At 63.9% G+C, this 23,075-nt stretch carries 22 protein-coding genes and 1 tRNA gene; 16 read left to right on the plus strand and 7 right to left on the minus strand.

The window, feature by feature from the left end:
• The first annotated feature begins 223 nt into the window (after positions 1-223).
• Positions 224-469 (plus strand): pentapeptide MXKDX repeat protein, encoded by a 246-nt coding sequence (locus YY7_RS0132145; RefSeq protein ID WP_028166814.1) that lies wholly within the window; start codon positions 224-226, stop codon positions 467-469.
• 208 nt (positions 470-677) lie between these two features.
• Here YY7_RS0132145 and YY7_RS0132150 read toward each other — a convergent pair whose 3' ends face one another.
• Both YY7_RS0132150 and YY7_RS0132155 read right to left on the minus strand, forming a co-directional pair.
• Complete coding sequence (locus tag YY7_RS0132150; RefSeq protein ID WP_028166815.1) at positions 678-1,034, minus strand: DUF6481 family protein; 357 nt, start codon at positions 1,032-1,034, stop codon at positions 678-680.
• 215 nt (positions 1,035-1,249) lie between these two features.
• Positions 1,250-1,465 carry a hypothetical protein gene (locus YY7_RS0132155; RefSeq protein WP_028166816.1) on the minus strand — a complete coding sequence of 72 codons (216 nt, stop codon included), beginning with the start codon at positions 1,463-1,465 and terminating at the stop codon, positions 1,250-1,252.
• 208 nt (positions 1,466-1,673) lie between these two features.
• On the opposite strand from YY7_RS0132155, the gene YY7_RS62140 reads away from it, so the two are divergent.
• The 3 genes from YY7_RS62140 (at position 1,674) to YY7_RS0132170 (ending at position 3,689) form a co-directional block, all read left to right on the plus strand.
• Positions 1,674-1,850 (plus strand): hypothetical protein, encoded by a 177-nt coding sequence (locus YY7_RS62140; RefSeq protein ID WP_165435193.1) that lies wholly within the window; start codon positions 1,674-1,676, stop codon positions 1,848-1,850.
• Positions 1,851-1,956: 106 nt separating this feature from the next.
• Positions 1,957-2,190: a hypothetical protein gene (locus tag YY7_RS0132165; protein ID WP_028166817.1), complete on the plus strand. Its 234-nt coding sequence runs from the start codon at positions 1,957-1,959 to the stop codon at positions 2,188-2,190.
• Between the two features lie 377 nt (positions 2,191-2,567).
• Positions 2,568-3,689, plus strand: a complete 1,122-nt coding sequence (locus YY7_RS0132170) for a helix-turn-helix transcriptional regulator (RefSeq protein WP_028166818.1) — start codon at positions 2,568-2,570, stop codon at positions 3,687-3,689.
• A 610-nt stretch (positions 3,690-4,299) separates the two neighbouring features.
• Here YY7_RS0132170 and YY7_RS53430 read toward each other — a convergent pair.
• Together YY7_RS53430 and YY7_RS0132185 are read right to left on the minus strand one after the other, a co-directional pair.
• Positions 4,300-4,566: a hypothetical protein gene (locus YY7_RS53430; RefSeq protein ID WP_063623410.1), complete on the minus strand. Its 267-nt coding sequence runs from the start codon at positions 4,564-4,566 to the stop codon at positions 4,300-4,302.
• Positions 4,567-4,895: 329 nt separating this feature from the next.
• Positions 4,896-5,234 carry an H-NS family nucleoid-associated regulatory protein gene (locus YY7_RS0132185; RefSeq protein WP_028166819.1) on the minus strand — a complete coding sequence of 113 codons (339 nt, stop codon included), beginning with the start codon at positions 5,232-5,234 and terminating at the stop codon, positions 4,896-4,898.
• Between the two features lie 255 nt (positions 5,235-5,489).
• Here YY7_RS0132185 and YY7_RS0132195 point away from each other — a divergent pair, with 255 nt between their 5' ends.
• The 9 genes from YY7_RS0132195 (at position 5,490) to YY7_RS0132240 (ending at position 19,128) form a co-directional block, all read left to right on the plus strand.
• The gene (locus YY7_RS0132195; RefSeq protein ID WP_028166820.1) at positions 5,490-5,960 is read left to right on the plus strand and encodes a protein-tyrosine-phosphatase; all 471 of its coding nucleotides are present in this window, start codon (positions 5,490-5,492) and stop codon (positions 5,958-5,960) included.
• 605 nt (positions 5,961-6,565) lie between these two features.
• Positions 6,566-6,642, plus strand: a tRNA-Arg gene (locus YY7_RS0132205).
• A 270-nt stretch (positions 6,643-6,912) separates the two neighbouring features.
• Positions 6,913-7,572 carry a hypothetical protein gene (locus YY7_RS0132210; protein ID WP_028166821.1) on the plus strand — a complete coding sequence of 220 codons (660 nt, stop codon included), beginning with the start codon at positions 6,913-6,915 and terminating at the stop codon, positions 7,570-7,572.
• Positions 7,573-7,859: 287 nt separating this feature from the next.
• Complete coding sequence (locus YY7_RS0132215) at positions 7,860-13,067, plus strand: alpha-2-macroglobulin family protein (RefSeq protein WP_028166822.1); 5,208 nt, start codon at positions 7,860-7,862, stop codon at positions 13,065-13,067.
• A gap of 83 nt (positions 13,068-13,150) precedes the next feature.
• A complete protein-coding gene (gene pbpC / locus YY7_RS0132220; protein WP_028166823.1) occupies positions 13,151-15,265 on the plus strand; it encodes a penicillin-binding protein 1C in 2,115 nt (704 codons plus the stop codon).
• 74 nt (positions 15,266-15,339) lie between these two features.
• The gene (locus YY7_RS0132225; RefSeq protein ID WP_028166824.1) at positions 15,340-17,085 is read left to right on the plus strand and encodes an ArnT family glycosyltransferase; all 1,746 of its coding nucleotides are present in this window, start codon (positions 15,340-15,342) and stop codon (positions 17,083-17,085) included.
• A 3-nt stretch (positions 17,086-17,088) separates the two neighbouring features.
• The gene (locus YY7_RS0132230) at positions 17,089-17,946 is read left to right on the plus strand and encodes a phosphatase PAP2 family protein (protein ID WP_028166825.1); all 858 of its coding nucleotides are present in this window, start codon (positions 17,089-17,091) and stop codon (positions 17,944-17,946) included.
• An 82-nt stretch (positions 17,947-18,028) separates the two neighbouring features.
• A complete protein-coding gene (locus YY7_RS0132235; protein ID WP_028166826.1) occupies positions 18,029-18,790 on the plus strand; it encodes a glycosyltransferase family 2 protein in 762 nt (253 codons plus the stop codon).
• Positions 18,790-19,128 (plus strand): lipid-A-disaccharide synthase N-terminal domain-containing protein, encoded by a 339-nt coding sequence (locus YY7_RS0132240; protein ID WP_028166827.1) that lies wholly within the window; start codon positions 18,790-18,792, stop codon positions 19,126-19,128. Before YY7_RS0132235 ends, YY7_RS0132240 begins: the two co-directional genes overlap by 1 nt.
• Before the next feature lie 24 nt (positions 19,129-19,152).
• Here the strand turns inward: YY7_RS0132240 and YY7_RS0132245 are convergent, their stop codons facing one another.
• On the minus strand, positions 19,153-20,565 hold the full coding sequence (locus YY7_RS0132245) for a PLP-dependent aminotransferase family protein (protein ID WP_028166828.1): 1,413 nt from the start codon (positions 20,563-20,565) through the stop codon (positions 19,153-19,155).
• An 89-nt stretch (positions 20,566-20,654) separates the two neighbouring features.
• Here YY7_RS0132245 and YY7_RS0132250 point away from each other — a divergent pair, with 89 nt between their 5' ends.
• Together YY7_RS0132250 and YY7_RS0132255 are read left to right on the plus strand one after the other, a co-directional pair.
• Positions 20,655-21,071 carry a cupin domain-containing protein gene (locus YY7_RS0132250; protein ID WP_028166829.1) on the plus strand — a complete coding sequence of 139 codons (417 nt, stop codon included), beginning with the start codon at positions 20,655-20,657 and terminating at the stop codon, positions 21,069-21,071.
• Between the two features lie 25 nt (positions 21,072-21,096).
• Entirely contained in the window at positions 21,097-21,570 is a 474-nt protein-coding gene (locus tag YY7_RS0132255; RefSeq protein WP_028166830.1) for a carboxymuconolactone decarboxylase family protein, read from the plus strand.
• 39 nt (positions 21,571-21,609) lie between these two features.
• On the opposite strand, the gene YY7_RS53435 is transcribed toward YY7_RS0132255, so the two are convergent.
• Entirely contained in the window at positions 21,610-21,843 is a 234-nt protein-coding gene (locus YY7_RS53435) for a hypothetical protein (RefSeq protein WP_245287481.1), read from the minus strand.
• 437 nt (positions 21,844-22,280) lie between these two features.
• Between YY7_RS53435 and YY7_RS0132265 the strand changes: the two genes are divergently transcribed.
• Entirely contained in the window at positions 22,281-22,688 is a 408-nt protein-coding gene (locus YY7_RS0132265; protein WP_028166831.1) for a hypothetical protein, read from the plus strand.
• A gap of 75 nt (positions 22,689-22,763) precedes the next feature.
• Here the strand turns inward: YY7_RS0132265 and YY7_RS53440 are convergent, their stop codons facing one another.
• Positions 22,764-23,060 carry an EF-hand domain-containing protein gene (locus YY7_RS53440; RefSeq protein ID WP_433994539.1) on the minus strand — a complete coding sequence of 99 codons (297 nt, stop codon included), beginning with the start codon at positions 23,058-23,060 and terminating at the stop codon, positions 22,764-22,766.
• Positions 23,061-23,075: the final 15 nt, after the last annotated feature.

A 23,075-nucleotide genomic window follows, 5' to 3' on the forward strand; every position in this document is an offset into this window, starting at 1 on the left:
ATAGTTTGAGGCGGCCTGGTGCATTGACGCCAAGCGTCACACCTGGAGCGGGTATTTTTGCACCGCACTGCGGCGGACGATGTGCCAAGGCCTAATTTTCGGGCAGCGCCGCTCCGCAACTCTTTCAAGACTTTGTGAGAGGGTAACAAGGGCCGTTCCGGCCGCGTCGAGGGGAGAGCGGCAGACGTCGCTCCACGATCACCCCTCAGCAAGGATGACCACCATGACCTTCTCGACCCGTATCGGCCTCAGCGTCTCGGCCGCTCTCGTCGCCCTCAGCGTCGCGCTCTCGCCTGCAGCCTTCGCTCAGGACAAGATGGGTAAGGACGACGCCATGAAGAAAGACACGATGTCCAAGGATACGATGTCCAAGGATGCCATGTCGAAGCATGACGGCATGAAGAAAAGCGACGGGATGATGAAGAAGGACGACGCGATGAAGAAAGACGACGGCATGAAGAAGAACTGATCGCCGTCGCGTCCTCACTTCGTTTTCCGGATGCGGGGACGAAATTCGAGCAGCTTGAAGGAGGCTAACCCGGGTGAAACGCCAGCGTAACCCGGACCGCTCGTAGACCAGGATGCAAATGTCCCGGGTTGGGCGTTCCGCTCCACCCGGGCTACGAGATCTCCGCTTCAGTTCGTGCTGCGTGCGGCGCGTGAGAGGCGGAAACGCCTCACCGCTTTTTCTTGCCGCGTTCCTTGCGGGCGGCGTAGCGCGCGTCGCGCTTGGCCTTCTGCTCGGCCTCGAGCGCGGCTTGCCGCGCGGCTTCCTCTTCCTTCTCGCGAGCGATTCGCGCCGCTTCCGCGGCTGCAGCCTCTTCCGCGAGGCGCTGTTGCTCGGCCTTGGCCGCCTCGCGCGCAAGCCGAGCCTGCTCGCGGTTGGCCGCGATCGTGGCGCGCTCGGCGGCGCGCGCCTGCACCCCGGGATCATCGGGCCCGGGGCGGGAACGGAATTTTTGCAAAATGTTCTGCCGGGACTGCTGCGCAGCCTTCTGGCGGTCGGAAAAGTTCGGTTCCTTGAAGCTGCTCATAGAGAGCCTTGTTATCTTCACTGCTGATTGGAGGAATGATGAAAATCGGGTTCGGCGCAGCACATAAGTGAACCCGGGGCAAAATGCCAGCGTCCAATTTGGCATGCCAAACGCGGGAGCTATCCGTAGTCAGCAATGTGCGCGCGGGAGAAGCGAGCCCATCGCCGAGAGCAATACGGTCATGCGCGTCGAACTTCGCTAAAATTCTAGCCGAGCTAGAAGCTGTCGCGGTGGCGGGAGGTTCCCAGCACCCTGGCGACCGTCTGCGCCGTCATGGCCACGCGATCGGAGGTCCGCTGCGCTTCGAGCTTGTCCCGGGCTTTCTCGCGGATCAGGAGTTGGATCAATTCGAGCCGCTTGCTCTCGTCGACCGCTTCCGCCAGCAGTTTTTTGTAACGATGATAGTCGTAGCCCGTTTCTTGTTTACCCATGTTGTTTACCCATGGCGCGCTCCGCACACGCGCTTCCCGGAAGGCGCGCAGTGTTGAGCAGCGCGGGGACGCGCGCAACGGATTTGCGACACTTATGCCCAGGCTTTGCAGATTTGATCTGAAGTTGTTGTGATCACACGGGTACTTGCGAAGCAGCTACTGCAACCACGATCTCTTCTGCGGTGACGGTGCGGGAACCGACACGATCATGACAGACCCAAGGGGAGGCGGCAGCCGCCGCGGCGCGATTGCCGGTCTCTTGATTGCGGCCGCGATGCTGGCAGCGGGCTTGTGGCTGGCGCGCGAACTGACCGCGGCGAGCAAGATGCAGGACTGCCTGATGTCCGGGCGGACCAACTGCAACGTGATCCAGCCGGCGCAATAAGCGGCGGGCGCCAGCGCTAAAACGCCGCGGGGCGACTGTGATTCCGATCACAGGAAGAGGGGCGACGAGGTCCTATGCTCCGCGCAAACTGAACAGGAACGATCGCATGATCCACCAACTCTATAGCCGCAAGGGATTAGCGCTGCTGGCCGCCATCGTCGTGATCGGCCTTGGCGTGGCGCTCCTGTCAGCCGGCAGCCTCTCTCAGGAGACGGTGGCGAGCGCGGCGCTCGGGCCGGGGTGGCAATGCAGCCGCATCGCCTTTGTCATGACGACCTGTACCAGGGATGCAAGGCCGGAGCGCGCGCGTGCGCATGCGGAGCAGCCGTCGCCCGGCTAGGCTTCCCGTTGACTGACAGGTCAGCGCGCATCACGTGTGACCGCCGCAACATAACCGCGGACGTGACCGCTATACCCTGAGATTCGCGCGGACCTTCCCGCGTTGGCGCGAGGCGGGCTTTCGTGGTCTAGTGCGTGCATTGCACGAAGCGACTGGCGTTCGACACTCTTGGAGTTTTCCGTCCGGTAAGCAGTGATTTGCGCCTCACGGGATGGCTGACCGCGATCGGCCGTCAGTGGTTGCGCTTACCCATGCAAAGGCCGTGATCGTACGGACTTGCCCGTTATCGTTTCCTGACATCCAAATGCATTGTGCGGGGCATTCAATCCTCGTGATTGATTGCCGCGCGTTCACTCGTCATTCGGTTTGTCGGTTCAATGTCGCATCATCTGCTGAAGGCCATCGACGCCATCTATCAATCCGCGGCGGAGCCGTCGCATTGGCCGGTGGCCCTCCAGAGCATTGCCGATTGCCTCGACGATGTCGGCGCTATTCTGCTCTATGGCAGGGACGACGGAAGTTTTGGCGCCATCCAGTCCGCCTCGCTCGATGTGATCGCGGAAGAATACATGCGCGAGTGGACGTTTCGGGATATCCGCGCGATCCGTGCGCGCGAGCGCGGCTATTTCTTCAATCGTGATGTCCTGACCGACCGTGACGTCGTCTCCGACGAGGACATCGCAACCGACCCCTTCTATTCCGAGCTGCTTCGGAAACACGGCCTGAAATATTTCGCCGCCGCAACGGTCTCGCCGGATGCGAAGATCGAGGTGGCGATGAGCATCCAGCGCGCGAGCAGCAAGCCGGTCTATAGCGACGCCGAGCTCGATCTCGTGGCCCAGCTCGGCCGTCACGTCGAGCGCTCGCTTCGCCTTGGCATTCGCCTGATGGACTCCGAACTAAGCAAGCTCGGCCTCGGCGCCGCGCTCGCGAGGTTGGGAACCGGGGTCTTTGTGCTCGATTCGGTCGGCCGCGTGATCTTCTCCAACCCTAAGGCGGAGTCGCTGCTCGGGGATGGGCTCGAGATCGTGGAGGAGAAGCTTGCCGCGGGATCGCTCGCGCTGAATTCGCCGGCCTCCGCGGCGATGAAACGTCTCGCGGCGTACCGCGCCGAGGATGTTCTGGCTGGCGAAAAGCCGATCATCGTGCACCGGCGGACGTCGGGACGGCCGCTTGCGCTCTATGTCCTGCCGGTCTCGATGGCGGCCAACAGCATCAACCAGTTCCTGACCCAGGCCAGGCTGCTCATCCTTGTCGTCGACCCCGACAACAGCAGCCCACCGGACCCGTCGCTGATCCGCGATGTGCTCGGCCTGACGCTGGGCGAGGCGAGGGTGACGGCGCTGGTCGGCACCGGCCAGTCGCCGCGCGACGCCGCCGACAAGCTCGGCATCACCGAGGAGAGCGCCCGGACCATCCTCAAGCGCGTGTTCTCGAAGGTAGGCGTGTCGCGGCAAGGCGAACTGGCGGCGCTACTGGCGCGGCTGGTGCTCAGATAGCACGGTTGCCGGCGCAAGACCCAGCAGACAGGCCGTATCGCCCTCGAACGCCAGAGAAAATCACCGGACAGTTCCCATTTGGGGAATGTCGGCGCGCCCGCGACCGGTGAAGAGATCAGGCTGACCGACGGTCTGGTGAGGCGGGCGCCAGCAGCGCCTCACCTCCGACGATGGCAACGAGACCAAGCTTTGGGAATTGGCGCGCCCGGGTTTTGCTCGGGGCGTGGTTGGCGGGGCCAAACCACGCGGCGGCATTGATCTTCGCCGCTCGCGTCAGCTCTGCCCCAATTCAGACCATTGTTCCAGGGCCGAAAACGGCGGCGAATTCACCGGCAGGACATTCCGGCTTCCATCTCGCCCCAGAAGCCGCACTGCGTGGCGGGCCTTGCGTGCAGTTCGTTCCGGAGTACCAACAGGCAGGCCCCCACGAGAAGGGCGGCCGAGAGCGTGACAAGCAGTTTTCGCATCGAGTTCCAGTGAATCGCGGACGGGAATCTGCGAGCCGCCTTAAGGCATGCCGGCGACGCCAGCAAGGCGCGCTGGACGCAAACCTGCCCATCTTCTCTGGCCGCCAATAACCGGCAGCCCGCCTATCCACCCGAACAGGGGGCTACGCCGTTGCCGTCAGTTGGCCCAGGCGGTCGCTCAGCGCCCGGATGGTCGATTTGAGATTGTCCCGTCGCGTCGAGAGCGTTCTGGCGAGCAGCGGATATCGCGGGTCCGCAGCGTTGCTGACCCCTCCGGAGGCTTCCTCCGTCGCGATATCGCAATCGAGGATCCGGACAGACCTTTGCAGATCCTCGAGCATCGTCTGGATGACGAGGACGTCACGTAACGCGGTGATGCTGGAATTCCCAGTCTGAGACGCGGCACCCATGGGCATTGCTCCCGCTTGATCCAACTCGGCGCAGCCTCGTCGGGGGCTGCAGTGTCGGAGCAGCGATTAGCAAGACCTTTGCCAAATTCGGCAACCAGGGATTAACCATGCCAAAGCGCCTCCCGCGTGCCTCTCCAGCGGTCGTGCGAGCCGCGGAGCCTTGCCCCGGAAGACGTCTCGCCCGAGCGCGCTACTCATCAAACGGCCCCAGGGTGCGCTGGGGCCGCCAACCTTGGAGGTTTTCCTCCGGCCGGTGGGGGTAGGGGGCGTTCGACCGGAGGCTGGGATTCGACGCTGGCCCCGCGGTTTCGTTCCTCGCCCGCCGGACACTACCTGCCGATGCGCGCCAGGCGGCCGGCGATCCGGCTCTTTTTCCGCACCTTGATTCTGAAATCCTCGATCCGTTTTCCCAACCTCAGCTGCGCGACCAGCCACCGCGGCTTCTTGCCTCGACCAGCCCAGGTTTCTGATGGCTGAGCAGGATTACGGTACTTGGGCTGTATCTCCGGATATGGCCGACGCGCCGAAGCGGGGACCCGCAGCTTCTTCAGACGATCTTCCAACTGCGCCTTCATCGACAGAATCTTCTGTCGCAGGACGCCAGCGAGTTCGACACGCAACGTCCACAGACGGTCAGAACTCATCCGCTTGAGTTCGGTTCGTCTCATGACATGACTCCATCACGATCCCAACCTCATAATGATCGCTCATTATCCACCCGCCTCCCGCTGGGTACGCTGCGACAAAACGTGCCTCAACAATGACGAATCCGTGTAAGGGCGCATCATCGTCTGCAAGATGATTTGATGATCAAATTCGTACCTTGCGAACCGCTCTGCGGCCGTCGCGCAATTGCGCAAGAAAGCGACCATCGATATCAATCGGTGTAGCGGCGCCCCCTCTCAGCTCATGATTCTTTCGCGATGGCTCATCAACTGTTGTTCCTGTGCACAGGCAATTATTACCGCAGCCGGTTTGCAGAAGAGCTATTCAATCACCGCGCAGGGCTGGCCGAGTTGAACTGGCGCGCCTTCTCGAAAGGGGCCGCGGAAAGAGGATCGCCCGACAATGTCGGCCCAATGTCGCCTTTCGCTCTCGATGGTCTCCAGGCGAGGGGCGTCCGGCCGGTCGGAAACTTGCGGTACCCTCAACCCTGTACCCTGCCTGACCTGGAGAGCGCGGATCTCATCATCGCGCTGAAGGAAGCAGAGCATCGGCCGCTCATCGAACGGCGTTTTCCGGAGATGGCGGACAGGGTGGGATACTGGCATGTGGACGACGTGGACGTCGCCAAGCCTGCCATTGCCCTGGCCTTGATCGACCACCTCGTCGCAGATCTATTGGGCTCGCTTTCGGACGCGCGTCATAACCGCAATCCAGAGCTTCGGTTCTGATTCCATCAGAACCGAAGCTCTAGTGCGCGCTCCGCCTGGCCTTGGTCGTTCTCTGCTGCCGGTAAGCCTTGAATTGAGTCAATATCTGCTGCGGATTTAGTTTTTCCGCTTGCCTGACCTGCTCTCTCAACCATTCCAACTCGGCGAGCTGTTCGAGTAGATCAGGTGAAAATAGTTCCAATAATGATCGTCGGTTCCTGGAAATCCGGAGCTTCTGCCGCAATTACGCAACTCCCATACGCACGCGTGCATTCTCTGGATACCTTTTACGCTGAGCGGTGATCGCGATATATCCGGGAAACCACTGCCACTACTTAAGGCTGAGATTCCGCGTTGCAGCGACCGGATCGAACAGCATGAAGACCAGGACTTGAGTGCCGTTGCCAAGTTGCCGGGGCTCCGTCACCGAGGCGGCGACACCACGCCGGCGGTTTATCGACCCCGTCGAACAGGCGCAGGATCGGTGGGCGTCAGGAAGACCACGTCGCGGGTCTCCGCCTGGATCCCAGCGTCATGTTTTTACTGTTATTTTCAGCTCTGCCATGCTGGCGGCAGGTCCACGATTATATTATTGAAAGGCTCGATGGCCGATACCGCGCCAAGACGGTCCCATAGCTCAACTGGATAGAGTAGCGGATTTCTACTCCGCGGGTTGCAGGTTCGAATCCTGCTGGGATCGCCATTCGCCGAATCACCCGCTGCCATCTTCACCACCACAGTCCAGTCAGGGCTGACGGCAGCCTCCTTGAAATCAGACAGGCGGGCCTCGCAATCCCCGAGATGCGACCGGCCAGGGCAGGCCCGCAGGGCCAACCGAATTGCAGCGCCGACGCAATCTCCCTCGCACAGATGAGGGCCGCGACCGTAATTCGCACACGGTCGAATTGTTTCCAAATGTTTCTGACAGTAGGGAGATGAGCACTGCCGAGAAAAGCTTGGACGGGAGGGGTCGATGACCTTGATGCAGAGAGTAAAACGCAAGCTGTTCCCGCCCCGCGAAGTCATCGAGGGCTATGAGAGCGAGGAGTTGGTCGAGACGATCTTCAACAAGACCATTGCTTACGATCCTACCGGCGACTGGCCGCTGGTGACCGGGATCAATTCAGTGCTCGATTTCGGAGGCGGTGCCGGCCTGCATTACAAGCTCGCCCGCAAGCAGGCGCCGGACATCCGCTGGGCGGTGGTGGAAACGCCGGCCATGGCGCGCCGCGCGCGTCAGTTGGCGACCAATCGGCTGATGTTCTTCAGCGATATCCGCGAAGCCGCCGACTGGCTCGGAGACATCGAGCTGATGCACTCGAACGGCGCCATCCAATACGTCCCGGAAGCAATCGAGACCGTCCGCACTTTGTGTGCCACGCGGCCGGCGGCGATGGCATGGTATCGCGTGCCGATCAGCGACGCCAATGCCAAGGCAGAGGTGCAGACATCCTTCCTCAGCGACAATGGACCGGGAGCGCTGCCGACGTCGAAGGACAAGCTCGTCAAGTACGCCAGGAACTGGATTCCGGCGCAATCATTCCTCGCCGCGCACGAGGGCTATCGCGTCGCCGAGCACGGTCCGGATCCGCGCGAGCACGGCACCCAGCAATTCCGCTTCGTTCGACACTAAGGCTGGGTACCCGCCCAGCCTGCCGATGCGAAAGATCCGATTTTTCTGCAACCCGATCCGAACCATTTTCTCGTATCGGGCGACAAAGGCGTGCGGGTGGAGCGCGGGTTGCGGTCCACGGTCACCGCCTGCCGTGCCGGCGCTCCGCCGGTTGGGCAATAACGACTGGTTTGGCAATGCCTGTTTGCGACTTCTTCGCTACGTTGTTTCCGCGCCATCAGTCTGTCACCTTTTCGCGCCGTTTTATTCGTCACGCGGCGTTCGTTCGCCGCCCCGGGAGATCCGTCATGATTGGTTTGGTTCGTGTCGCAGCTTTTTGCGCAGCGCTGGCGCTTGGCCTCGCGACGGCGCAGGCGGCTGACAAGGCGTTCAAGCGCGACGACCTTGCCGATTCCGCGATCAAGCTGGAGGCGCAGATCAAGAGCGAGGCGGGGCCGGTCGCCAAGAGCACGGCGACGCTAAAGACCGATGCGGATGCCGCCTTCCGCCGCGCCGACTTCCGCTCCGGCTTGCAGATCCTCGGCCAGATCGCCGCCACCACGCCGGAGGACAGCAACAACTGGCTGCGGCTCGCCCGCACCATCTTCCAGATCCGCACGTCGACCTCGAGCGAGCAGACCTTCCTGCTCGAGCGCGCCTCGACCGCCGCCTACATCGCCTACCAGCGTGCTGGCAACCAGGCAGAGGAGGCCGATGCGCTGGCCGTTCTCGGCCGGGCATTTTCGGATCGCAAACTGTGGCGGCCGGCGCTCGATGCGCTCCGGATGTCGCTCGACATGCGCGAGGTCGCCGAGGTCCGCGGCCAATATGAGAAGATGCGCGACGAGCATGGCTTCCGGCTGCTCGACTACAGCGTGGATTCCGATGGCGCCACGCCGCGGGCATGCTTCCAGTTCTCCGAGGAATTGGCCAAGCGCGTCGATTTCGCGCCGTTCGTGGCGCTTGCCGGCAACGACAAGCCGGCGCTCACCACCGAGGGCAAGCAGCTCTGCGTCGACGGGCTGAAGCACGGCGAGCGCTACAACATCAACCTGCGCGCCGGCCTGCCGTCGACCGTGAAAGAGGTGCTGCCGAAGTCGGCCGAGTTCAACATCTATGTCCGCGACCGCAAGCCGTTTGTGCGCTTCACCGGTCGCGCCTATGTGCTGCCGCGCGCCGGCCAGCGCGGCATCCCCGTGGTCAGCGTCAACACGCCGGCCGTCACCATCAACGTGTTCCGGATCGGCGACCGCAACCTGATCAACACGGTGATCGACAGCGACTTCCAGCGCACGCTGAGCAGCTACCAGCTCTCCGACCTCGGCGACCAGCGCGGCATGAAGGTCTGGTCCGGCGAACTCGCGACCGCGACCACGCTCAACCAGGACGTTGTCACCGCGTTCCCGGTCGACCAGGCGCTCGGCGACCTGCAGCCCGGCGTCTATGTCATGACCGCCGCCGCCAAGGGGCCGAGCAGCGATGATGACGGCACGCTGGCGACGCAATGGTTCATCGTCTCCGACTTGGGGCTGTCGGCGTTCTCCGGCAATGACGGCATCCATGTCTTCGTCAATTCGCTGGCGTCCACCGAGCCGGTCGCGAAAGTCGAAGTGAAGCTGGTCGCCCGCAACAACGAGATCCTGGCCACGCGCAAGACCGATGAGACTGGCCACGTGCTGTTCGAAGCCGGGCTGGCGCGCGGCGAGGGCGGCCTGTCGCCGGCGCTGCTGACCGTGATGAGCGAGAAGGCGGACTATGCGTTCCTGAGCCTCAAGTCCAACGCGTTCGATCTGACCGATCGTGGTGTCGCAGGTCGCGCGGTGCCCTCGGGCGCCGATGCCTTCGTCTATGCCGAGCGCGGCGTCTACCGCTCCAACGAGACCGTCTATCTGACCGCGCTCTTGCGGGACGGGCAGGGCAACGCCATGACCGGCGGCCCGCTGACGCTCGTCATCGAGCGTCCCGACGGCGTTGAATTCCGCCGCGCCGTGCTGCCCGACCAGGGCGCCGGCGGCCGCACCATGGCCGTCGCGCTCAATTCGGCGGTGCCGACCGGCACCTGGCGCGTGCGTGCGTTCACCGATCCGAAGGGCTCTTCGGTCGGCGAGACCACCTTCATGGTCGAGGACTACATCCCCGAGCGGATCGAATTCGACCTGACCGCCAAGGACAAGGTCATCAAAGCTGAAGTTCCAGTGGAACTTAAGGTCGACGGTCATTTCCTTTACGGCGCGCCGGCGTCCGGGCTGCAGCTCGAAGGCGACATGCTGGTGACGACGGCGGCCTCGGGGCGTCCCGGCTATCCCGGCTACCAGTTTGGCGTCGCCGACGAAGAGAGCGCCAGCAATGAGCGCACCCCGATCGAGAACCTGCCGGAGTCGGACGCCAAGGGCACGGCCGTCTTCCCGGTGAAGCTGGAGAAGGCGCCGACCTCGACCCGGCCGCAGGAAGCGCAGATCTTCGTCCGCATGGCGGAGACCGGCGGTCGCTCGGTTGAGCGCAAGATCGTGCTCCCGGTGGCACCGGCGAGTTCGCTGATCGGCATCAAGCCGCTATTCGGCGACAAGAGCGTGGCCGAGGGCGACAAGGCCGAGTTCGACGTCGTATTCGTCGATCCCGACAGCAAGCAGCTCGCGCGCAACGGTCTGCGCTACGAACTCCTGAAGATCGAGTCGCGCTACCAATGGTACCGCCAGGGCTCGTCCTGGGATTTTGAACCCGTGAAGTCGACCAGCCGTGTCGCCGATGGCGATGTCAATCTCGCCGCCGACAAGCCGTCGCGGCTGTCGTTCGCGCCGCAGCCGGGCCGCTACCGCCTCGACGTCAAGTCCAGCGATGCCGACGGCCCGCTGACCTCGGTGCAGTTCGATATCGGCTGGTATTCCGACGGCAGCGCCGACACGCCGGATTTGTTGGAGACCTCGATCGACAAGCCGGAATACCAGTCCGGCGACACCATGGTTGTGTCCGTCAACGCCCGTTCGGCGGGGCGGCTGACCGTGAACGTGCTCGGCGATCGCCTGCTGACGACGCAGACCGTTGACGTCAAGGAAGGCACGCAGCAGGTCAGGCTCACCGTCGGCAAGGACTGGGGCACCGGCGCTTATGTGATGACGACCTTGCGCCGTCCGCTCGATACCGCCGCGCAGCGCATGCCGGGCCGCGCGATCGGCCTGAAATGGTTTGGTATCGACAAAAAGGCTCGCACGCTCGCGGTGACGCTCTCGCCGCCGTCGCTGGTGCGGCCGGGCTCGGCGTTGAATATCCCGGTCAAGCTCGACGGGCTCAATCCCGGCGAGGACGCCAAGGTCGTGGTGGCTGCCGTCGATGTCGGCATCCTCAACCTCACCAATTACAAGCCGCCGGCGCCTGATGATTACTATCTCGGCCAGCGCCGCCTGACGGCCGAAATCCGCGACCTCTACGGGCAGCTCATCGACGGCATGCAGGGCACGCGCGGCCAGATCAGGACCGGCGGCGATTCCGGCGGCGCCGAATTGCAGGGCTCGCCGCCCACGCAGAAGCCGCTTGCGGTCTATTCCGGCATCGTCACCGTCAGCGCCGATGGCACCGCCGAGATCAGCTTCGACATTCCGGAATTCGCCGGCACAGCGCGGGTGATGGCGGTGGCATGGAGCGCCACCAAGCTCGGCCGCGCCACCACCGATGTCATTGTGCGCGATCCCGTGGTGCTGACCGCGACGTTGCCGCGCTTCCTGCTCAACGGCGACCGCGGCACCATGAGCATGGATATCGACAATGTCGAGGGCGCAGCCGGCGACTACATCATCAACGTCAAGGCGTCCGGTCCGGTGAAGCTCTCGGGCAATCCTGCCACCACGGTGAGGCTCGCCGCCAAGCAGCGCACCTCGCTGTCGCTGGCACTCGATGCCGGCGGCGCCGGCGCCGGCAATCTCGATGTCGACATCACAGGCCCGAACGGCCTGACGCTGGCGCGCCACTACGCGCTCGATGTCAAGCCAGCGACGCAGGTGCTCGCGCGGCGCTCGGTCCGCACGCTGGCCAAGGGCGACAGCCTGACGCTGACGTCTGATATGTTCACCGACCTCGTGCAGGGCACAGGCGGCGTGTCGGTGTCGGCGAGCCTGTCGACCGCGCTGGACGCCGCCACCATCCTCAAGGCGCTCGACCGCTATCCGTATGGCTGCTCCGAGCAGATCACGAGCCGCGCGATGCCGCTGCTCTATGTCAACGATCTCGCCGCCGGGGCGCATCTGGCGATGGACACCGCGGCCGACCAGCGCATCAAGGACGCGATCGAGCGGCTGCTCGCCCGCCAAGGCCCGAACGGCTCATTCGGTCTGTGGTCGGCTGGCGGTGACGACGTCTGGCTCGATGCTTACGTTACCGACTTCCTGACCCGCGCCCGCGAGAAGGGGTTTGTGGTGCCGGACGTGCTGTTCAAGAGCGCGCTCGACCGCATCCGCAACGCCGTCGTCAACGCCAACGAGCCGGAGAAGGACGGTGGCCGCGATCTCGCTTATGGCCTCTACGTGCTCGCCCGCAATGGCGCGGCCCCGATCGGCGACCTGCGCTACCTCGCGGACACCAAGCTGAACAACCTCGCGACCCCGATCGCCAAATCGCAACTCGCGGCCGCGCTGGCGCTGGTCGGCGACCGGACGAGGGCGGAGCGGGTCTATGCCGCCGCGCTCGAGGCGCTCAATCCAAAGCCGGTGCTTGAGTTCGGCCGCACCGATTACGGCTCGGCGCTGCGCGATGCCGCCGCGCTGGTCTCGCTCGCCGGCGAGGGCAACGCAGCGCGTGCGACCATGATCGGCGCCGTCGCGCGCGTCGAGGCGGCGCGGGGGCTGACGCCTTACACCTCGACCCAGGAAAACGCCTGGCTGGTGCTGGCTGCCCGCGCGCTCGCCAAGGAAACGCTGAGCCTCGACGTCGACGGACAGCCGGTCAAGACAGCAGTGTTCCGCAGCTACAAGGCCGAGGCGATGGCCGGCAAGCCGATCAAGATCACCAACACCGGTGAAGCGCCGGTGCAGGTCGTGGTCTCCGTGTCGGGCTCGCCGGTGACGCCGGAGCCGGCCGCTTCCAACGGCTTCAAGATCGAGCGCAACTATTTCACGCTCGACGGCAAGCCGGCCGACGTCAGCAAGGCGAAACAGAACGATCGTTTCGCCGTGGTGCTGAAGATCACTGAAGCCAAGCCGGAATACGGCCACATCATCGTGTCGGACTATCTGCCGGCCGGCCTCGAGATCGACAACCCGCACCTCGTATCCTCCGGCGACTCCGGCACCCTCGACTGGATAGAGGACGGCGAGGAGCCCAAGCACACTGAGTTCCGCGATGACCGCTTCACCGCGGCGATCGACCGTGCCAGCGACGCCAAGTCGGTGTTCACGGTGGCCTATGTCGCGCGCGCGGTCTCGCCGGGCAAATACGTGCTGCCGCAGGCCTATGTCGAGGACATGTACAACCCCTCGCGCTACGGCCGCACCGGCACCGGCACTGTCGAGGTACGCGCGGCGAAATGAGTGGTCGCTTGGACCAGCAACACTCTCCGTCATGCCCGGGCTTGACCCGGGCATCCACGCCTTCGCCCGCCGCGGAGAAGAACGTGGATGGCCGGGACAAGCCCGGCCATGACGCCGGTGGTGGCAGGCGGCTCGTCACACGCATCGCCGCGCTTGCTGCGGCTGTTCTTATTGTCACTGCAACTGCCTTCACCGTCTGGGCCATCTCCCTCGGCCCATTGCCGCTGGCAGACGCGCGAAAGGTCTCCACCACCATCGTCGACCGTAATGGCAAACTGCTGCGTGCCTACGCGATGGCGGACGGTCGCTGGCGGTTGCCGGTCGATGCGAAGACATCCGTCGATCCGACTTATCTGAAGCTGCTCTTCGGCTACGAGGATCGCCGCTTTTATTCCCATCGCGGCGTCGATCCGCTGGCGCTGTCGCGCGCCGCGTTGCAACTCGTCACCTCCGGCCACATCGTCTCCGGCGGCTCGACCATCACGATGCAGCTCGCGCGGCTGATGGAGCCCCGGCGCGAGCGCTCGCTCTACGCAAAACTGCGCCAGATCGTGCGCGCCGTGGAGATTGAACGGCAACTCGACAAAGACGAGATCCTCAACCTCTATCTCGCGCTGGCGCCGTTCGGCGGCAATCTCGAGGGCGTGCGCGCGGCATCGATCGCCTATTTCGGCAAGGAGCCGAAGCGGCTGACATTGGCGGAGGCGGCGCTCCTGGTCACGCTGCCGCAATCGCCGGAGCGGCGACGGCTCGATCGCTATCCGGACGCCGCGCGCGAGGGGCGCGACCGCGTGCTCGATCGCATGGTGGAAGAGGGCGTGCTGCCCGTGGATGATGCGGCGCAGGCCAAGTCGGAAGCCGTGCCGAAATATCGCAAGCCGATGCCGATCCTGGCGCCGCATTCCGCCGACCAGGCGCTCGCGACGATGAAGGATGCGAGCCTCATCCGGCTGACGCTCGACGCCACGCTGCAGAAGAATCTGGAATCGCTCGCCCGCGATCGGGCCGTCGCGCAAGGGCCGAACATCTCGGTCGCGATCATCGCGGTCGACAATGAAAGCGGCGACATCCTCGCCCGCGTCGGCTCGCCCGATTATTTCGATGAACGCCGGGCAGGGCAGGTCGACATGACGCGCGCGGTGCGCTCGCCCGGCTCGACGCTGAAGCCGTTCATCTATGGTCTCGCCTTCGAGGACGGCTTTGTGCACCCCGAGAGCTTGATCGATGACCGCCCGATCCGCTTCGGCTCCTACGCGCCGGAAAATTTCGACATGACCTTCCAGGGCACCGTGCCCGTGCGCAAGGCGCTGCAATTGTCGCTCAACGTGCCCGCGATCGCGCTGCTCGACCGCGTCGGCGCGAGCCGGTTGTCGTCGCGCCTGAAGCAGGCGGGCACCAGCCTGGTGCTGCCGAAGGACGAGGCGCCCGGGCTGGCGATGGGGTTAGGGGGCGTGGGCATCACCCTGCAGGATCTGGCGCAGCTCTATGCCGGCTTCCCCCGGCTCGGCACCACCAAGCCGCTTCGCGAAATCATGCTGGCACAGGACGAGCGCGAGCCGATGCGGCTGATGGACCAGGTTGCCGCGTGGCAGGTCGGCAATGTCCTGATCGGCACGCCACCGCCGGAAAACGGCGTGCACAACCGGATCGCGTTCAAGACCGGCACCAGCTATGGCTACCGGGACGCCTGGTCGGTCGGCTTCGATGGTCGTATCACCATCGGCGTCTGGGTCGGCCGTCCCGACGGCGCGCCGGTGCCGGGGCTGATCGGGCGCAGCGCGGCGGCGCCGATCCTGTTCGACGCCTTTGCGCGGACCGGCAGGATTCCGGCGGCGCTGCCGAGGGCGCCGAAGGGAACGCTGGTCAGCGGCAACGCCAAGCTGCCGCTCCCGCTGCGCCGGTTCCGTCCCCTGGGGGAACTGGTCCGGGCGGGCAGCGATCAGGCACCGCATATCCAGTTCCCGGTGAACGGCTCGCGCATCGATGTTGATCGGGCGGCCTGCGGCGAGGTCACGCCAATGCCGGTCAAGGTCGCCGGCGGTGTCCTGCCGTTAACCATGCTGGTCAACGGGGTCGCGATTGGCGATCTCGATAGCCGCCGCCAGCGCCTGATCGATCCGCCGGGCCCCGGCTTTGCGCGATTGACCGTGATCGACGCCACCGGGGCCGCCGATACGGTGGTCATCCGGGTGCAGTGACCCGGAGCCCACACAGGGGACAAAACGGAACCTCTGCGGTTGTTTGGCCTACGGTTTCATCGTATGCGAAGCCCATGGTTGAGACCGTCAATGTCAGACGTTTCGGAGCAGGGCAACAGCCTGTAAAACCTGCGCATTCCAGCCGCAGGCTGGCGCTCGCATTCGAGTTTGCGACCGCCAATCATAAGCGCTCGGTCCTGTTCCTGGTGCTGTGCTGCCTGATCCTGTTCCTGCCCGGCTTCTTCGCCATCCCGCCGATCGACCGCGACGAGGCGCGTTTTGCACAGGCGACCAAGCAGATGGTCGAGAGCGGCGATTTCGTCGACATCCGCTTCCAGGACGACGTCCGCTACAAGAAGCCGGTCGGCATCTACTGGTTGCAGGCCGCAGTCGTTGAAACGGCGTCCGCCCTCGGCATGCCGCGGGCGCAGACACGGATCTGGCTCTACCGGGCGCCGTCGCTGATCGGCGCGATCGGCGCCGTGCTTCTGACCTACTGGACCGCGCTTGCCTTCGTCACCCGGCGCGGGGCGGCGCTGGCGGCCCTGATGATGGCAAGCTGTGTGCTGCTCGGGGCCGAGGCGCGTCTGGCGAAGACCGATGCAATGCTGCTGCTGTCAGTCACGGCCGCGATGGGGGCGCTGGCACGGGTATATCTGTCCTGGCAGCGCGGCGAGGATCCCGCGCATCCGCCGTGGGCGCCGCTTGCGATCTTCTGGACTGCGCTGGCCGGCGGCATCCTGCTCAAGGGGCCGCTGATCCTGATGTTCGTCGGGCTCGCCATCGCGGCCCTGGCGATCCTCGACCGCTCGCTGGAGTGGTTCTCCCGCATGCGCCCGGTCTGGGGCCTGATGTGGTGCCTGGTGCTGGTGCTGCCGTGGTTCGTCCTGATCTTCTTGCGCGCCGGCGAAACCTTCTTCGCCGACTCCGTCGGCGGCGACATGCTGAGCAAGCTCGGCGCGCAGGAATCCCACGGCGCGCCGCCCGGGCTCTATCTCGTCCTGTTCTGGATCACGTTCTGGCCGGGCGCGCCGCTGGCAGGTATGGCGGCACCGGCGGTGTGGCGGGCGCGCCGCGAGCCCGGCGCGCAGTTTCTGCTGGCCTGGCTGATCCCGTCCTGGATCGTGTTCGAGGTGGTGCTGACGAAATTGCCGCATTACGTGCTGCCGCTCTATCCCGCCATCGCGATCCTGACCGTCGGTGCGCTGGAACGGCGCGTGCTGTCGCGCTCCGTCTGGCTGATCCGCGGCTCGGCCTGGTGGTTCGCGATTCCCGCGATCGCCGCCGTGATTGCGGTGGCTGGCGCAATCAAGCTGACCCATCAGCCGGCGTTTCCGGCCTGGCCGCTCCTGGCTGGTGCCATGATCTTCGGCCTGGCCGCCTGGTGGATGTTCGAGGACAGCCGCGCCGAGCGCTCGTTCCTGAATGCGGTGATCGCGGCGATGCTGCTTGCGATTGCCATCTATGGCCTGGTGGTGCCGTCGTTGAAGCCGCTGTTTCCGAGCGCCGAGGTCGGGTACCTCCTGCGCTACGCCAATTGTCCAAGTCCGAAGCTGGCCTCAGCCGGCTATCACGAGCCGAGCCTGGTCTTTTCGACCGACACCTCGATCGTCCTGACCGACGGTTCGGGCGCTGCGGATTTCCTGGCGCAGGGCGCATGCCGGTTTGCGCTGGTGGAGGCGCGTTCCGAGCGCAATTTCGTGCAGCGGGCCGAGGCGATCGGTTTGCGCTACAGCGCGGCGATGCGCATCGATGGCTATAACATCTCGCAGGGCAGGCCGATCTCCATTGGCATCTACCGTTCCGAGGACGTGCAGTAGAAAATGTCGGCGCCGGTCGTTCGCCACGAATCCGCAAGCTATCCAGCGCGCTTGGCCACGCTGACGGGGCGGTCGCTTGCCCAGCTTGTGCGCGCGCCGTCGCATTCGCGTCGCGCCGAAGCCGGACGGCACGCGGCGCGGCACGGGCTGGCGCTGATCGCGATCATCGGCGCCGCCATCATTGTGCTGATGCTTGCGTTCGATGTGCCCGAGATCAAGCTGATGCCGCCGCGCGGTACCGCAAGCCTGTGGTGGGTCCGCATTCTCACCGATTTCGGCAAGGATGCCTATGTGCTTTGGACCGTGGCCGGACTGTTGATCCTGGTTGGGATCATTGCGCCGGCGCTGCACGGCATTCGGCGATCCCTGTTGCTCGGAATGGGAACGCGGCTGCAGTTCCTGTTCTTCGCGGTGTTGTTCCCGGTCCTGGTCGGCGACCTCCTGAAATGGATCGTCGGGCGCGGCCGGCCGTTCGTCGGCGGCGAGCCCAACGCCTTCAACTTCTCGCATTTCGCCGGCAGCGAGGCCTATGCGAGCTTTCCCTCCGGGCATGCGACCACTGCCTTTGCGCTGGCCTTTGCGGTCTCCGCACTGTGGCCACGGCTGCGGTTCGTGATGCTGATTTATGCGCTCGTGATCTGCGCCACCCGTCTGGTATTGCTGGCACATCACCCGAGCGACGTGGTCGGCGGCGCGCTGGTCGGCGTGATCGGCGCCATGGCGGTGCGCTACTGGTTTGCGGCCCGGAGGCTTGGCTTCGCGATCCAGCGTGACGGCACGATCTACCCCCTTGCCGGCCCGTCACTGGACCGCCTCAAAAGGGTTGCCAAAAGGGTTGCCGGCCGCGCTTCCGCCCCATAAAAGCGGGCGCCGTCCCGCCCTATCAGGCGGTTCCGGCCGCAAGGCCGTCCAGAGAGCAAAAAATCCAGCCAAGAGTGCCGAATTGCCTTCTTCCGACCAGACTGCGGTGGCCGTCTCCATCGTTGTGCCCGTGCGCAACGAGGCCGAGAACATCGCGCCGCTGATTGCGGAGATCGCTGCCGCGCTCGGCCGCCGCTGGGTCTACGAGATCATCTATGTCGATGACGGTTCGACCGATGCGACCGCATCGCGGATCGGCGCGGCCATGAAGGAGCGCTCCAACCTGCGCCAGCTCCGGCACGTCGTCTCTTCAGGGCAATCGGCGGCGGTGCGCAGCGGCGTCCGTGCCGCGCGGGGCGCGATCGTCGCGACGCTCGATGGCGACGGCCAGAACGATCCCTCGTTCCTGCCGGACCTGATTGCCGCAGTCGAGAGCGGGGGCGGCCGCATCGGGCTTGCTGCCGGCCAGAGGGTAGGGCGCAAGGATACCGGCTTCAAGAAATTGCAGTCGCGCATCGCCAATGCCGTGCGCGGCGCGATCCTGCGCGACGGCACCCGCGACACCGGCTGTGGATTGAAGGCATTTCCGCGCGAGGTGTTCCTGATGATGCCCTATTTCGATGGGCTGCATCGCTTCCTGCCGGCGCTGGTCCGCCGCGAGGGCTTTGAGATCGCCTATGTCGACGTGGTCGATCGTCCCCGCCATTCCGGCGTCTCGAACTACGGCTTCTTCGACCGGCTCTGGATTGGGATCATGGATCTCGCCGGCGTCTGGTGGCTGATCCGCCGCAAGAGGCCGACGCCCGTGGTCACGGAAGTGACCGAGGTGACCGAGGAGCAGTGATGCTGATTCAGTACGGTGAGGCGCTCGGCAACTACCTCTACGACGTCTTCGTCGCCAAGTTCGATTTCTGGCTTGCGTTCGGCCTGGTCGCGCAATTGCTGTTTACCGCGCGTTTCCTGGTGCAGTGGATTTCGAGCGAGCGCGCCGGACAGAGCGTGGTGCCGATGGCATTCTGGTTCTTCTCGATGGGCGGCGGATTGATGACGCTGATCTATGGCATCGCCAAGCGTGAGCCGGTCATCATTCTTGGCCAGGGACTGGCCACGATCATCTATGTCAGAAACATCATGCTGATCGTGAAGAGTCGCGGGAAGGGATCGAGGACGCTGGATCGCTGAGGGAACGCGGTAACCGCAAGACTCTCACTTGAAGCGCTCGATGATCCCGCAAAGACGATCGCAGGATCTCGCCAGATGCTTGTTTGGCACCGTCGCGATGCCCAGAAGAAGCCCCGATCGTCCGGAATCCGGCCGTGCGTACCAAGTTGACAAAGCGGATGGTGCCATTCCGAACGCGAGGGTTTCCCTGGCGATGCATGTGTCCGGCGCGCCGTCGGGTAATCGCAGCAGCACCGCCAATCCCGCCGTTGTGATGCGGGCAGCCTCGACGTGCGGCCGCAGGCACTCCAGCAAGGCGTCGCGCTGAGCAAAGTAGGCACGTTTGGTGCGCCGAAGATGGCGCAGGTAGTGGCCTTCGCGCATGAATTCGGCGGTCGCGAGCTGCACGGACGGCCCGGGCGGCGGCGCCAGGCACGCGGCGACCTCCGCGAAGCGCGACGAGAGCGAGGCGGGCGCGACGAGGAAGCCGAGCCGCAAGGTCGGACTGATGGTCTTGCTGAAGGAGCCGATGTGGATGACGCGCCCGGCGCGATCAAGTGAGGCGAGCGCCGGCGCGGCTCGCCCCCTGAGCTGCAGTTCGCTCAGATAGTCGTCTTCGATCACCCATACGCTTGCTTGAGCGGCCCAATCGAGCAGACGCAATCGGCGTTCCAGTGATAGAGTAACCCCGAGCGGCGCCTGCTGCCCGGGGGTGACGACAACCAGCTTGGCGTCCGGGGCGTGGCGCAGCCCATGGTCGACATCGATGCCGCTGTCGTCGACTGGTATTGGTACAAGCGATAATCTTGCGAGCTCCAGGCCGTGGCGGGTGAACGGGAAGCCGGGGTCCTCTGTCCAGGCTTTCTGTCCCTCGAGGCCAAGGACGCGTAGCGCCAGTCCGAGTCCGCCGCTGTATCCCCCGGTTATGATGACCTGCGAGGCCGAACATTCGATACCACGGGCGATGGCAAGATAGGCGGCGATTTCCCGCCGCAGTTCAAGTTCACCGCGAGGGTCCGGGTAAATGGGTGCTGCGCGCGCCTCGGTGCGAATGGCATGGGCGCGGATTCGTGCGAACAGCGTGGCCGGAAATGTTTCCTTTGCAGGTACCCCCATCTGAAAGATGGCCGGCCCCTGGGTCATCTCCCGATACGTCTCCATGAACGAGCCCGGATCAGGCGGCTGCTCGGAGCGGGTGACTGCGCGAGGCCGATCCGCGACATGGGTGCCGGCGGCCCGCGAAGCGACGATGAGCTGCGCTGCGGACAGCTTCTCGTAAGCGGCGCGCACAGTGCCGCGGGCGACGCCAAGCTGCGCCGCAAGGTCCTGCCAGGACGGCAGGCGCGCGCCGGGTGCGAGCACGCCGCTCTCGATCGCCGCGCCGATACCCCTTCGGATCTGCTCAGCCAGCGGCGTCTTCGCAGAGCGGTCGAGTTCCAATTTGAGCGGCTTGGTCACGTGGCTCGTAGTACACGATTTTCGTGCGTTCTTGGTGCTTTTTTCCGACCTAAGGGGAGGACATTTAATGGAGCGAAAGGAGAAGAGCCATGAAGATACGAACTGTCATCGCCGCAGCATCCGCTGCCATTGCCATTGCATCTGCTTCGCCCATTTCCGCCCAAGATGTCGGCGGCAAGGTCACGACAAACTTCGAGCAGACGATACCCAACGTTCCCGGCAAGTCTCTGATCGCGGTGGTCGTCGACTATCCGCCGGGTGGAGCCTCGGCTCCGCATACCCACGCAAAATCGTCATTCATCTACGCCTATGTCATTTCCGGAAGCATCGAGTCGAAGGTGAACGACGGAGCAACGCGGGTCTACAAGGCGGGCGAGAGTTGGTCCGAACCACCCGGCGCCAGCCATTCGATCAGCCGCAATGCGAGCAGGACCGAGCCGGCAAAGCTGCTCGCTGTCTTCGTCGTCGACACCGACGACAAGGCACTGACCACACCAGTCAAATAGAGCCTGAAGATCAAGGAGAATAACGATGACCAAGCGTCTCGATTACAGCCAAATCGCGCCGAACGGGGTAAAAGCCCTTGGCGGCGTCTACGGCTATATCATGCAGAGCGGTCTTCCCGCCGAACTGGTTGATCTGGTTTACCTACGGGTTTCGCAGATCAACAACTGTGCCTATTGCCTCGACATGCACACCCGCGACCTCATCAAGAAGGGTGTGAAGGTCGAGAAGCTTGCGCTGGTGCAGGCTTGGGCGGAGGCTGGCCATCTCTTCAGCGAGCGTGAGCGTGCCGCGCTTGCCTGGGCCGAAACGGTGACACGTGTGTCAGAGACCGGCATACCGGATCAAGCATTCAAGGCCGCGCGCACAGTCCTTGAGGAAAAGGATCTGGTCGATCTCACGATCGCGATCGGCTTGATGAATGTCTACAACCGGTTGGCCATCGGCTTCCGGAACACGCCACAGGCAGTACTCGAAAATAACAGGGCTCTCGTTCAGTAATCGACGCCCGGTCGTCGACACCGGGCATCCAAGTTCGTGCTATTTGATTTCCCACGACGTGTTGTGCGGGATGTCCATCGCAAAATAGTCGCCCGGGCCTGCCAGCGCAGGCATATTGATGCAGGCAAATGGTTCGCTCCCGGTGATCCCCTTATACTTCCCGGTACCGCCGGTGATGATATGAGTGCCGCAATCCATCTTCGCCTGGGACTTGTCGAGATCGCGCGTATCGAAGGTCGAGAAAATCTTGTCGCCCTCGCTGTCGGCCAGCACGCAGGCACCGTGTCGCCGGATGAGACATTAAGCGCCAAAGCGCCGCACGTATCGTCAGTTGTCCTGACGTTATTGCGCCATGCGGAATCTTACGCGCTGGTCGATCTCTCGTCGGATGAAATTACGTCGGATATGATTGACGCACTTCTGCGTGGCTCGTAGCGTTTGCGGCCTCACAGTGCACGCCTCCGAACGTATGGCAATCGTGTCTTCGGGCGACGCAACCTGTTTCCCAGGTGCGTCAGGTCACGTAGAATGTAGTTGCCCTTCAGGCGGGACGTGCCGAAATCACCGTCCGGGGCGAACGAGCAGCACTGGCGCCATCGGCAGGCACGCGCTCTTAAGAGACCGTTTTTTTTCGGTTCGCACCACCATTCACCACGAACTTTGCGCGCCGCTTTTGCAGCGGCTCGTTGCGCAACGTCGGGAGAAAAGCGATGAGCAAGATCGATCGAAGGTCCGCGCTGGGAATCGGCTTGGCAGCGGCTTCGGCGGCTATGATGAAGCCAGCCGCCGCTCAAACCTCGGGCTACAAGGACACCACGCCGTGGCCAGGTGTCGTGGTCCGTGCCTACGACGGTGAGACACCATCCATCATTCCCGGCTTTAAGACCGTCTCAATGCGCGATGTCATTATGCAGCCGGGATCGAAGACGATGGGTCCCCCGATGATGAATGCCATGATCTGTCATATCCCGGAGGGGGAGCTTCGGATTGAACAGGAAGGAAAGACCTTTACGGCCAAGAAAAACTTTGTCTGGACCTGCAACAAGGACACAAAAGAGCAGGCGTACAACGATGGGAATGTGGTCGCGATAATGCGGATCACGGACCTGAAGGCTTAAGGCTCGCTTGTTCGTAAAAGATCAATTGCAGGAGCGGATGGCGCACGAGACGAGGCGCCACCCGCTCGGAGCCGATCACCTCGTCCCGTGTATGAACGCTTGCATCTGCTCCAGGGTAAGCTTGCCATCTCTATTGCTGTCCATCGCCTTGAAAATCCGTTCGTGAGCTGTCTGAAACTCCTGCAGTGAGATGGTCCCATCGCTGTCGGCGTCCATCAGAGCGAACATCATACGCATCATAAAGGGTGGACCCATCGCGCTACCACCCATCATGCCGCCCCCCATCATATGTCCTCCCATCATGCCGTGCCCCATCATACCGCCTTGTCCCATCGTGCTCGCGCCGTCCTGGCCGGTGGGATGGGATTGCATTTGTTGCTGATCTGG

Origin of the sequence: Bradyrhizobium elkanii WSM2783, assembly GCF_000472865.1 — a bacterium.
Lineage (GTDB): Bacteria > Pseudomonadota > Alphaproteobacteria > Rhizobiales > Xanthobacteraceae > Bradyrhizobium > Bradyrhizobium elkanii_A.